The sequence below is a fragment of the Salibacter sp. genome (assembly GCF_031581065.1).
In the GTDB taxonomy this organism is placed as follows: Bacteria; Bacteroidota; Bacteroidia; order Flavobacteriales_G; family Salibacteraceae; genus Salibacter.
Window position 1 is genome coordinate 1 of record NZ_JAVLBN010000028.1, and the last position, 12,454, is coordinate 12,454.

Sequence of the window (12,454 nt, forward strand, 5' to 3'; positions counted from 1 at the left end):
CCAAATTGTGGATTATAAACAGTCCCCAGGCCTGTTTCAAAACCTCCGGAAAGATCTGAAGCACTGGTGCAACTCATTTTAATTTCAAAACTGGAATAACTAGCAGCAAAGGGCGACACAGTAGCTACATCAAAACCTATTTCTTCGATTGGTCCCGGCTCTACACCTTGAGCCTGAAGCTCTGATGCTGTATAAATCATTTGGTGCTTACCGGCCTGGCGTGTAGCTCCGTAAATAGCAGGGTAGTTATCTCCTGCTAACGCAATATTCCCTGTTCCAACCTGAGCAGTATCTAAACTCGAACAAGTTGATGATGGCACGTTTCCACATCCAACAATTGATTCAATGGCAACTTCTCCAGAACTCCCTCCCGCACATAATGGATCAGATACAGAAACCACTGAAGCATCAATAGAAGGAGGTGATACAATTGTATAACTTTCAAACTGAGAACACCCTTTTTGATCCGTCACTGTTAAACCATAAGTCCCAGCACACAAACCGGAACGATTAGGTGTATTCGAGGACACATCACTCCAACTGTAATTAAAAGGAGGTGTGCCACCTGTTACTATCGTGGAAATAGTTCCATCACAAGCTCCACCACAACTCGCAGCATTTGTAGAGCTAGAAATACTAATACTCGGTGGCTCTTGTATAGAAACCGCCCTACTATAAACTTCACTCGTAACATTATCAGTTACAACAAGATTGTATTGAGTAGAACTGGCACACAGTGTTACACTATCATCAGGAGGTATGGGACCTACATTCGTATTAACCCAATTATATGTATAGTTCCCTGATCCACAAAACATCTTCACTTTTGCCCAACCGTCACAAGAACCTGCACAAGAAGCGTCCTGCGTTCGAACTCTACCCACTAGGCCATTACAAGGAGGGACTAAAACATTTAATGAATAAGAATTAACTCCTGAGACAGGGCAAGCACTGTCTGAAACATTGAAAACTACAGTATTGCTCACAGGCATCCCTGCAGTAGCTGTCCAGCAAACATTTGCCGTAAGTGGGTTAGTCCCTGTCAAACTCAAACTTGCTCCGGGTAAAACTGAACTAAGATTAGTCACTAAAGAAAGAGAGTCACTTGCATCATTATCAGAAAAAGTGATATCAATACAAAAATCCATTCCGGGATATGCACTGATCGTTGATTGATCGACAGAATCTGCCCAACCTGAAAAGTTAGTAAAAGTAGAGGGTGCTGTAGGAATATTGTTGGGATCTGAAACCACGACAATTTGAATATCACGAATCATTTCTCCTATTAACACACCATTATCAAACTCTTCAACTTTACAAACAACAATAAAATTCCCCTGAACAGTGGGCAGTGCAGAGGCTGCTCCAGTATTCTGATTTAACGTAATACCCTGTATCGGGCTAGTAGCACTGTAACCAGGCTCGTACCCAAGCAATGAAGAATTTCCAAATGCAATAGATCCATTGTAGCCTTTCGCACCTACTAAAGAATATTTTAAACTATCACCATCTGGATCTGTTGCACCGAAATTGAAAGTGATAGGTTGACCTTGTATTGCGTATGCGATAGGGTCAAATGCAAATTGTGGAGATGAATTGGTCGATGAAGTACTTAGGTTTAATATTGTCTCAATATAAAATTGCTCACCTATAGAATTAGTAACATTCACTGTAGTGTTTCTATTGGCTAATGCGTAACGAAATGTAACATTACAAGCTGTTGATGGGACTGTAATCGTTCCAGTGTATGTAAACCTTAATAATCCAGGCAATGAACCAGAATTACAAGTTGTATTATTGATAGCGCTTGGACAAACCTGACTCACTTCTGTACCGCCAGGATTTACAACAGACACAGTAGCTGATGTATTCAAAAAACAAGAACCGATCACACCGATATTTCTATTGTTATTCAAACCTGAAATTGCACCAGAGTTACCAGAGCAATCAGCATATAAGTTTAATTCTATATCAAATACGTTACCACTAACATGCTCAACATTAATGTCACCTCCGGCAACATGCGTCCCAAAAGCCTTTTCGCTGAAAAATAGTGTAGAAAACAGTACCGTTATTAGAAGTATTATTCTTCTCATTGGTTGATTTTTATGAGTTAGGTGTAAATCCGTTTTCCCCTTTAGACGGATTTTGCCTACGGCTCGTTGCTAGTAAAACATTTTAACTATTCCGGGAGGTGTATCAAAAGATGCTTTAAAATTAATACGCAGGTAGTCACAAGTTTTATCGCTTATACCTACAATTTAACTTTTAACGACTGCCTTTTAATACCGAAAAACAATAGATTTTTCGATATTGATACACCCCCTTCCTTGAATTTACATTCTTGCTTAAAGTTTTCACGAAGCATTTTCATGCAACACTCAAAAACCTACACAGGTATAAATTCGTCCCTAAAGTACAAAATTAAGCCGCTCACTTCAAAGCTGATAGCCTTTTCATTTTCTTTTAACTGACTTTGTCTCCGCCTTTTACTTCATCTTTTGAGGGCTGAATCGTAGACAAAACGCCCGATTCATCGTTTTGAGCCATCAGTAACATTCCCTGTGATTTTACTCCAAAAATTTTGCGCGGTTTCAAATTTGCCAAATAGAGCACTCGCTGACCAATTATCTCGTCAGGCTTGTAATGCTTTGCTATCCCGCTCACTACGGTGCGATCTTCAGAACCGAGTGATATTTGGATTTTCAACAGTTTATCAGCTTTTGGTATGGGTTCGGCATCGATAATTTCCACTATGCGTAAATCCATTTTTTGGAAATCCTCAAACTCGATCGGTTCTGACTGTTCCATCGCTTCCTGCTTTTCCTTTTCTGCTTTTTTGGCTTTCAATTTTTCTACCTGTTTTTCAATCACCTCATCCTCCACTTTTTGAAAGAGCAACTCGGGCTTTTCAATGGGCTGACCCGAAACAAGCAATTCGGGATTCTCAGTCAGTTCCCAGTCTTTCTTCGCCAAATTGGTGTATTGACGCAACTTTTCGGCCGTTTGTGGCATAAACGGATCGAGGACGATTCCCAACTTCGCCACAACCTGCAAGGCGTTGAATAAAATTGTTTTTACGCGGTCTTCATCGGTTTTGAATACTTTCCACGGTTCAGTATCGGCCAGATATTTGTTACCGTGACGAGCGAGTTTCATCGCTTCCTGCAGAGCTTCCCTGTAACGATGATTCTCGATTTTCTCTGCTATGATTGTCGGAATTTCACTAATCGAATCATGCAACTCCTGATCGATGTCATGGTGTTCGTCCGCCTCAGGGATCTGACCGTCAAAATATTTATGGGTGAGAACCAGTGCGCGGTTCACGAAATTTCCCAAAATGGCTACGAGCTCATTGTTCACGCGGTTTTGGTAATCTTTCCATGTAAATTCGCTGTCCTTTGCCTCGGGCGATATGCTGGTGAGCACGTAACGCAACTCATCGTTTTTACAGGGAAAATCTTCCAGGTATTCGTGCAGCCAAACGGCCCATTCGCGCGAGGTGCTGATCTTATCGCCCTCGAGATTCAAAAACTCGTTGGCCGGCACATTCACGGGCAAGTTGTACTCCCCGTGCTCTTTGAGCAAAATGGGGAAAATGATGCAGTGAAAAACGATGTTGTCTTTCGCGATGAAATGCGTGATGGACGACTCATCATCTTTCCAGTATTTTTCCCAGTCAGAGCCGTTTTCAGCAGCCCAGTGTTTCGTAGCCGTGATGTAACCGATTGGCGCATCGAGCCAAACGTAGAGCACTTTTCCTTCTTCGCCCTCGATCGGAACCGGAACTCCCCATGAGAGATCGCGGGTCATGGCGCGCGGTGCGAGTCCGCCATCGATCCAGCTCATGCACTGCCCGATCACCTGCTTGCGCCATTTTTTGGGATCGTGGTGCTCTTTTCCTTCGAGCGTACCTTCTGTGATCCAGTCTTTGAGCCAGTTTTCGTGGCGCTGCATGGGCAGGTACCAGTGTTTGGTTTCTTTCAGAACCGGAGTTTTCCCGGACAAAACCGATTTTGGGTTGATGAGGTCATTGGCATTTAAGCTGGAACCACATTTTTCGCACTGGTCGCCATAGGCTCCGCTGTGTCCGCATTTTGGACATTCACCTGTTATATAGCGATCGGCCAGGAACTGTTTGTGCTCTTCATCGTAAAACTGTTCGCGTGTTTCAACTTCAAACGAACCTTTTTTCTCCAGATCGAGGAAAAACTGCTGGGCTGTTTCTGCGTGACGCTCAGTTGAGGTGCGGTCGTAAATATCGAAATCGATACCGAAATCCTCAAATGCTTTTTTATTGATTTTATGATACTTATCGACAATCTCCTGCGGAGTAATATCTTCTTTGAGCGCGCGCATTGTGATGGCAGCCCCGTGTTCGTCACTTCCGCACACAAACACAACGTCTTGTCTGCGCGCTTTGAGGTAACGCACGTAAATATCTGAAGGCAAATAAGCTCCCGCGATGTGACCGATGTGTAGCGGTCCGTTCGCGTAAGGTAATGCTGCTGTCACTAAATGTCTTTTCGGCTGATTCACGACTTTGATATTTTAAGTTGAAATTGAACCGACAAAGATAACCACAGCGAGAAGGCGGGAAAATTTTAGGGGAAAGTATAATTAGGAATTATGAATGATGGGTTTTGAGTTATGAATTTGGTACGTCTGTACGTCTCTGATATAGGTTGACCACTTTAAAGTGAGTCAATATGAAATTGAGCAGAATTCAACCTACCTCTCTCGACCTAGCCCTTGACCTCGGCCTCGGCCTCAAACTAAATCCTCCTCTTCACTTCAATCTCAGTTTGGCCGGCTTTTAGCTGGTCGCTTTCGTGAACAGCTCCATCGCGGAGGATTGAAATTTCGTAATCGGCATCGCCTGTGAGTCGCTCCACGCGGATGTATGCTTCATCGCCTTCTTTGAAATCGTCATAGACCGGGGAACGCCAAACGTTATCATCGATAGGTGATTCGCTCACATCGGTATTTTTGGAATTTCGATAAATAGCGCGGACTGATGCCTGCTCGTTTTCGAGCAAATTGACTTCGTACTGCACCCGCCAGGTTTCTTCCTCACGATCGCAGGAAAAAAACACTGTAAGCAATATCACAAACAGCCACTTAGCCATTGCGCAAAAGTTCGAGTTTGAATTTTTCCAGCTCTATGGACAAACGGTTTAGCGACTTCACAAGACGTGCGTAACACTCTGATCCCTGCATTTCGCCACAAACATGATTGGCCGATAGTATTTCGCGGGACTGAATAAGCTCAGCTACATCTCCGTTGGAGTATTCCTCAGCGTATCGGATGAATTTTGACAACCGCTCGATGAGTTCCTCGCGATGGTAATCGCTGAATTGATCTTTTTCATTGAGGAAAATCGCTTCCACATCTTCATTATCGGGCTCTTCCAACAAGAGAGAATCTGGAGAGTGAACGAGATCAATGTGAACACGCTCGGCCAACATTTTTTTCGTGTACTGAACATGGCTCGTAAGTTTATCTGCTTTATCGGCAATGGTAAACTTGGTCAGAGCCGGATCTGGATTGTTATCGCGCAGGCTGTCTTCAACCTGCTGAGCCTTGTTGTGAAGATTGCTGAGCTCTGACCGTAACAATTCATTTTCCCGGAATTGTTGTTCCCGGTCCTGCTGTTGCAAATAGTACCAGGCTCCCCAACCGATGGCTGTGAGCACGACAAAGAAGAGGATGACTTTTAACGTTCGCATGTTGCTCAGTTTTCGTATTTGCTTTTAAACTTGCGGTAGAGCGCTTTTTGCGGATTGTCCAAATCGATCTCCGCTCCCTGAATAAAGGCATGAGTCGGCTTGTTTGTTCGCATATCAAGAGCATCACCTTTGGAGATGAAAAACGTGGCTTGCTTGCCCGCATCGAGGGTCCCGACCATTTCATCAATTCCTAAAATTTTAGCAGAATTCCCGGAAATAGCAGCAATCGCCTGTTCCTTGTCCAATCCGTAAGCGTGTGCTGTTCCTGCTACAAACGGCAAATTGCGCTGATTCATTGCCTCCATACTCCCGCTCATATCCAAACAAAAAAGAATCCCTGCTTCCTGCAATTTTTTGGGGATTTGATAAGGCAAATGAATGGGATCATCATCGCGGTGTGGCAATGAATGTGGTCGCTGGTAAATGACCGGAACGTCATTATCGGTGAGCGCTTCTGGAACTAGATAGGCATCGTAGCCGCCCACGAGCACAACGTTAGGAATATCGAAATCGCGTTTCAACTCCATAGCTCTTACAATTGCTCTCGCCTGATTACAGTGAATATACAGTCTTTTTGATCCGTCAAAAACACCTTTCATCGCTTCAAAACGCAGGTTTTCACGGTCAGATCCTCCTTCGTAATAAGCCCTCGCCTCTGTGAAAAATTCTTGAATTTTCTCTATTTGTTTCTCTTCTTTCTTATTTCGGTCAGAACCTCCCGGATTGGCCCACCAGCCGTGCTGAATGAATCGTTCAGGCCAGTTGAGGTGAATGCCGTCATCTTTTTTCAAAACCGCATCTTCCCAGTTCCAGCCATCGAGCTGCATAATGGAGGAAGAACCGCTTATGAGTCCGCCACGCGGTGTAGCCTGAGCCAACAAAATACCGTTAGATCTGATAGTTGGAATGATGCGTGAGTCCGTGTTATAAGCCACCAGTGAACGTACATTCGGATTGAAAAGCCCCACATCGTCAAAGTCTCTCGTTGCCCTAACCGCATCGACTTCTCTCAATCCGAGAGTAGTATTGGGCGCGATAAATCCAGGGTAAATGTGCTCATCAGTGAGTCTGATGATGGTGTCGAACTCCTGGGTATCAACGCGCTGAAACATTTGATTTTCCACAAAAGTGAAATGACCGTTCTTCACCCCGACCGCTGCATTCTTTACGATTCGGCCGTCACCAACGTGAGCCGTTCCGCCCAGGATGAGCATCGACTTGTCGGGTTTTTCGGCTGGTGTTGGGATTTGGCTGTAAGCCTCAAATCCTAAAGAGACCATAAGCATGATGATCAGCCACCGGCTAAAACCGATGGTTGTAGCTGGCTCTGTCCATCGGTTAAAACCGATGGTTATGGATGTCCCGACCCATCGGTTGAAACCGAGGGTTATAGTTTCAAGCCTGCGGTTAAAACCGCAGGTTATGGTTGTTCCTATCATATAGTTCTGTTTCAAGCCATCGGTTAAAACCGATGGTTATGGTTATGGTTTTTTCATTTCCGCAACCGGTTAAAACCGATTGCTATGGTGATATTCCGTGGAGATGACAAAATCTTTCAAATTCTTCTTGAAATGATTTTCTTTGATGATGTCGTTTTTGGTTTTTAATGTACTGGAAAACTCTTTCTACGCCAGATTCTGAAACAGAATATGCCCCATAGCCTTTTTGCCATGCAAATTTACCTGTTATCAATTCGTTTTGATTGACATAAAAAGAGCTGCTTCCTTTGACTTGCTTAATAATTTCAGCAATAGATTTTTTGGGGTTCTGTAAAAACAAACAATGAACATGGTCTGGCATTCCATTTATAATTCTAACCGGACATCCATGTTCACGTAATTGATCTGACATGAATTGATGCACCTTTTGTTCAATGCCCAATTCAATAATAGGCTCTCTATATTTTGTTCCCCAAATAGCGTGTATCCATATTTTGTTAAATGATTGTGGCATTTATTGCAATTATTTAACCTCATCAACCAACGTGTCACAATGATAGAGTTTATTCGTTTTCTTATCGGGTGTTTTGGTTGGGTAGCCTTTATCGGCTGCGTTCAATAGTTTTTTCACGAGCCTGGATCTTTCCTGTTGATTACGCTCAACGGCAAGCTGGTTCTGATCGTGAGTGTAATACGGAACTCCTTCAATCCACGTATAAAGCGGTTTTGAATAGATGCTCAAAGGATGACTATCCCACAATACCAAATCAGCATCTTTTCCTTCAATCACACTGCCAATGCGATGGTCAAGATGGAGCATTTTGGCCGGATTGAGAGTTACCATTTTGAGTGCTTCTTCCTCAGACACTCCTCCGTATTTCACTGTTTTGGCTGCTTCCTGGTTGAGTCTACGGCCCATTTCAGCATCATCAGAGTTGATTCCTGTCAGAACGCCCTGTTCATGCATGAGTGCTGCGTTGTACGGAATTGCATCGTTCACCTCAAACTTGTAGGCCCACCAATCGCTGAATGTTGAGCCGGCTGCTCCGTGCTCAGCCAGTTTGTCGGCAACTTTGTAGCCTTCGAGAACGTGCGTAAACGTATTGACTCTGAATTTCATACTGTCGGCAACGTGCATAAGCATGTTGATCTCACTCTGGACATAAGAATGGCAGGAAATGAACCGATTCGTATCCAGAATTTCACTCAGTGCTTCGAGTTCTAAATCGACTCGTGGAGTGCTGGGACCTTCACCCGCCAGATGGCGCAACAAGGGGACTTTTCGCAACGAAAACTTTTGGTTCTGACTGTCATACTTTGCCCATTCATTTGCATAGTCTTTTGCTCTTTTGAAATAATCGTAAAAGACCTGTTCAACACCCATTCTGGTTTGCGGAAAACGCATCGTGAAATTTGGCCCCCAGTTGGATTGCTTCACATTTTCACCGAGGGCAAATTTGATAAAGCCGGGTGCATCATCGATGAGCATTTCATCGGCTGATTCTCCCCACTTGAGTTTTATAAGTGCTGATTGCCCGCCAATAGGATTGGCCGAGCCGTGGAGCAAGTGAGAAGTGGTTACACCTCCCGCGAGTTGGCGGTAAATGTTGATATCATTTGCTTTTACCACATCACCTATGCGGACTTCAGCCGAGCTGGACTGAGTGCCTTCATTAACTCCTTTCTCAATGGCGATGTGCGAGTGCTCATCTACAATCCCGGGTGTGAGGTGTTTCCCGTTTCCACCGATGAGCGGAATGCTTGGGTCATGTAGGAGAAATTTTCCAACCTGCTCGATTTCCCCGTCTTTCACCAATACATCACCTTCAAAAACACCGAGTGTGTCATTCGACCAAATGGTTGCACCGCGAATGAAAAATGTGCCGGACTTAGGAATTGAATCAAAACCAAAAGCCATATTGGGAAACCACGTTTGTCCATCTGACTTAATCAGGTATTCTTCCTTCTTTTCTTTTTCATTTTCATCAAATTGTTTTTGCCTGATCGCGCTCCAGGTGAACCAGTTTCCATCAGCATCTTTTCCGCGACCGTCCCAGATTTTACTCCCAAAATTGATTTTTCCAGACAAGCGTATAGGAGCTTTCATCCCGGCAACGTCCTTTTCAAGGACTATAGTCACGAGCCTTTTTTCGCGGTTGAATTTTATTTTGTCATCCTCAATTTTGGCTTCTACTTTTTCCTTTTTCCCGCCAACTTCAATTTTGACGATTTCATTTTCGATGTTGATATCGTAGTCTCCCCTTATGTCGATCTCACCAATAGGTTTGAGTTCGTGGCGTTCACCCATCACCCAGTTTTCGAGCAATTCGCTCTTTCTGGAAAAAATCTTGTCGCTCGTGATGATGAAGTTGGCGAACTTGCCTTTTTCAATCGACCCGACTTCCTCTTCAGCATTGATGAACTTTGCCGGAGTCATCGTAAGACTTTCGATCAGATCACTTTCTAAAAAACCGTTGTTTTGCAACTGACGAGCCATGAAAGTGAGATCTGACCATTTTTCAATTTTGTGAGTGGAAAGCGCCACTTCAAATCCGGCCTGACTGAGCAAAGCAGCATTGGACGGAGCCATTTCCCAGTGTTTCATTTCCTCAAGTGACGCGTACATTGCATCGTAAGGATCGCTCACATCTGGAGCTTTGGGTAGCTTGAGCGGAATTACAAAACGGGAAGCATTTCGCTCTTCAAACTCTGAAATTCGCTTGTACTCATCGCCCGTTCCTGCAATGATGAACTCCTTGTCCCATTCCTGTGCGAGATCGAGTGCTCTGAGTGCATCCCGATATTGCTGAACATGAAAAAACAGCGAATTCACCGGATTATCAAACTGTTTGTTCCACATATCGAGTGTAAGATTCGCCTCGTAAATCGAATCCTGTTTCATTCTCCACTCTGCATCGTAGGCTGTTTGGCGGAGCAAAGCCATAGCACCCATCAAAGAATTGGGGTATTCCTGAGATGAAGTCCCTTTTTGAAATGAAAAATGAGCTGATGGCTGAGGACTAAAAACGGCTTTGTTTTCGTTCTCGGTCAGAACCGCAACCGCAGCTCCCGTTCCTCTCGCTATACCATCGTGATAGTGCGTGAGTACTGAGCCGATGCCCAACTTCTGCAACTTTTCAGCGTGATCCTTGTCGGTTTTGAAATCTTCAACCGCTTTTTGAGTAGTTTTAATCGCCTCGTTCCACCCGAAAGCCCCTTTTTCTGTCCGATTGTATTGTGGTCTTTTTACTTTCTTCTTCTCCGGCTTTGGTAACCCAAAGCTACTGTTCAACTCTACGAACGAAGGATAAATATACAGTCCCTCACAATTGATTTTGATTGCATTTTCGGGTACGTTAATCCCGGCTCCGACCGAAATAATTTTACTCTTTTCAATTAACAATGTAGCATTTTGAACATATCCTGAAGGCGTATAAACCGTTGCATTTTGAAGCGCATAGATGCCGGCTTTCGGATTGCTCACAGGAAGCTCAGGCCGTGTCGATTGACTAATAGCAGCACTACTCGTGAGCAGAGCAAACAGGAAAGAGAAGATATTTTTCATAGCTCAACAAATCTAAACGAATTGGGGGAAATATTTACAGACCTAATTATTCCTCTGCATTCCTTATTTTCGCATCAAAATTCACGATTATGTACAATTCGCTCGTTACAACTCACTACTTCCTGATGATAGCGTTACTGGTCCTTTTGTTATTTACAATTGGCCGTTTCATCATTCAAAAACAGCAAAACACTCCTTATGGAAAATTTGAAGATAAACTGAGTTTAATCACGCTAATCTTCTCTCACATTCAGCTTCTCCTTGGATTTATCATTTTTTTCCTGGGCCCATGGGCAGAGAAACTGAGCGATATGGGTGCTGTAATGAAGAACAGTTTTGATCGTTTACACGTTATTGAACATCCGCTCACGATGATTATTGCTATCATTTTAATTACAATTGGGCGATCAAGAGCAAAAAAACAAACCACCTCTGGTGGCAAATACAAACAAGTAATCATCTTCTATGTAATCGCGTTGATCCTAATCGTTCTACGCATTCCATGGCAGTATATTAATGGATAAACTAATCAACACAGCCGGAGAGCAGGAGAACGCAGTTCTCGTTGGTATAATCACTCCGCAACAAAGTGAGGAACAAGTTGAAGAATATCTGGATGAATTGCGTTTTTTGGCGCAAACAGCAGGTATTAAAACGCACAAACGCTTTACGCAACAGCTCCAAAAGCCCGATGTCAAATTTTTTGTAGGCAAAGGAAAGCTCGAAGAAGTAAAGGAGTTCATCAAAGAGAATAAAATCGATACGGTAATTTTTGATGATGACCTGTCACCATCACAGCTGCGGAATGTTGAGCGTGCTCTGAAAGTGAAGATTTACGATCGGAGCCTTTTGATTCTCGACATTTTTCAGCTTCGTGCCAAAACCGCACAGGCTAAGACTCAGGTCGAGTTAGCTCGTTCTCAATATCTTTTACCCCGACTCACACGAATGTGGACTCACCTCGAGCGTCAACGTGGTGGTACCGGAACACGTGGCGGTGCAGGTGAAAAGGAAATCGAGACAGACAGGCGTATCATCCGCAACAAAATCACGAGGCTCACGAAAAAGCTCGAGACGATTGACAAGCAGATGGCTACTCAGCGCAAAAACCGCGGAAGCCTGGTTCGTGTAGCGCTCGTTGGATATACCAATGTTGGGAAATCCACGTTGATGAACATTCTTTCGAAATCAAAAGTATTTGCAGAGAACAAACTTTTCGCAACACTCGACACTACGGTTAGGAAGGTCGTTGTTCAAAATTTACCGTTCCTACTCACTGATACAGTTGGCTTCATCCGCAAGCTACCTCACTCGCTGGTTGAGTCGTTCAAGTCAACTCTGGATGAAGTACGCGAAGCAGATTACCTCATTCACGTTGTCGATATTTCACATCCAAACTTCGAGGAGCAAATCGACACTGTAAACGAAACCCTGGCCGATATCATTGGCGACAAAAAACCAATGCTGATGGTGTTCAATAAAATCGATCAGTACACGCACATGGAAGATGGTGAATTTGATCACACAGCTAATACGAAACACAACGTTTCACTAACGGATCTGAAAAAAAGTTGGATGGCGAAGAGTGAGCACCCATGTATTTTCATCTCGGCTGCTGAGCGCATCAACATCAAAGAGTTGCGCGATAAGATTTACCATCAGATCAAATCGATACATGCTGAGCGTTTCCCGTACGACAATTTTCTTTATTGATTATATT

The 12,454-nt window shown here is 43.8% G+C and carries 8 protein-coding genes and 1 pseudogene; 2 read left to right on the top strand and 7 right to left on the bottom strand.

From position 1 onward, the window contains the following. From RI557_RS07795 to RI557_RS07825, 7 genes and pseudogenes are all read right to left on the bottom strand, one after another. Positions 1-1,916 (bottom strand): annotated as a pseudogene (locus RI557_RS07795) (SprB repeat-containing protein); the annotation flags it as partial. 550 nt (positions 1,917-2,466) lie between these two features. Then, positions 2,467-4,539, bottom strand: coding sequence for a methionine--tRNA ligase (metG, locus tag RI557_RS07800; protein WP_310669070.1), 2,073 nt, complete (start codon positions 4,537-4,539; stop codon positions 2,467-2,469). Between the two features lie 236 nt (positions 4,540-4,775). Continuing rightward, positions 4,776-5,129, bottom strand: a complete 354-nt coding sequence (locus RI557_RS07805; protein ID WP_310669069.1) for a hypothetical protein — start codon at positions 5,127-5,129, stop codon at positions 4,776-4,778. After that, on the bottom strand, positions 5,122-5,730 hold the full coding sequence (locus RI557_RS07810) for a hypothetical protein (RefSeq protein ID WP_310683108.1): 609 nt from the start codon (positions 5,728-5,730) through the stop codon (positions 5,122-5,124). The genes RI557_RS07805 and RI557_RS07810 overlap by 8 nt, the downstream gene beginning before the upstream one ends. A 5-nt stretch (positions 5,731-5,735) precedes the next feature. Continuing rightward, positions 5,736-7,169 carry an amidohydrolase family protein gene (locus RI557_RS07815; RefSeq protein WP_310683113.1) on the bottom strand — a complete coding sequence of 478 codons (1,434 nt, stop codon included), beginning with the start codon at positions 7,167-7,169 and terminating at the stop codon, positions 5,736-5,738. An 82-nt stretch (positions 7,170-7,251) separates the two neighbouring features. Further along, the gene (gene tnpA, locus RI557_RS07820) at positions 7,252-7,683 is read right to left on the bottom strand and encodes an IS200/IS605 family transposase (protein ID WP_310683115.1); all 432 of its coding nucleotides are present in this window, start codon (positions 7,681-7,683) and stop codon (positions 7,252-7,254) included. 9 nt (positions 7,684-7,692) lie between these two features. Next, positions 7,693-10,734: an amidohydrolase family protein gene (locus RI557_RS07825; protein ID WP_310683117.1), complete on the bottom strand. Its 3,042-nt coding sequence runs from the start codon at positions 10,732-10,734 to the stop codon at positions 7,693-7,695. 89 nt (positions 10,735-10,823) lie between these two features. On the opposite strand from RI557_RS07825, the gene RI557_RS07830 reads away from it, so the two are divergent. After that, positions 10,824-11,258 carry a hypothetical protein gene (locus RI557_RS07830; RefSeq protein ID WP_310668540.1) on the top strand — a complete coding sequence of 145 codons (435 nt, stop codon included), beginning with the start codon at positions 10,824-10,826 and terminating at the stop codon, positions 11,256-11,258. Then, positions 11,251-12,447, top strand: coding sequence for a GTPase HflX (hflX, locus tag RI557_RS07835; protein ID WP_310668541.1), 1,197 nt, complete (start codon positions 11,251-11,253; stop codon positions 12,445-12,447). The genes RI557_RS07830 and hflX overlap by 8 nt, the downstream gene beginning before the upstream one ends. Positions 12,448-12,454: the final 7 nt, after the last annotated feature.

What these genes read in the sequence shown, in the direction of transcription:
- RI557_RS07805 (WP_310669069.1), bottom strand. Translation starts at nt 5,129, where the DNA reads ATGGCTAAGTGGCTGTTTGTGATATTGCTTACAGTGTTTTTTTCCTGC.
- RI557_RS07810 (WP_310683108.1), bottom strand. Translation starts at nt 5,730, where the DNA reads ATGCGAACGTTAAAAGTCATCCTCTTCTTTGTCGTGCTCACAGCCATC.
- RI557_RS07815 (WP_310683113.1), bottom strand. Translation starts at nt 7,169, where the DNA reads ATGATAGGAACAACCATAACCTGCGGTTTTAACCGCAGGCTTGAAACT.
- tnpA (WP_310683115.1), bottom strand. Translation starts at nt 7,683, where the DNA reads ATGCCACAATCATTTAACAAAATATGGATACACGCTATTTGGGGAACA.
- RI557_RS07825 (WP_310683117.1), bottom strand. Translation starts at nt 10,734, where the DNA reads ATGAAAAATATCTTCTCTTTCCTGTTTGCTCTGCTCACGAGTAGTGCT.
- RI557_RS07830 (WP_310668540.1), top strand. Translation starts at nt 10,824, where the DNA reads ATGTACAATTCGCTCGTTACAACTCACTACTTCCTGATGATAGCGTTA.
- hflX (WP_310668541.1), top strand. Translation starts at nt 11,251, where the DNA reads ATGGATAAACTAATCAACACAGCCGGAGAGCAGGAGAACGCAGTTCTC.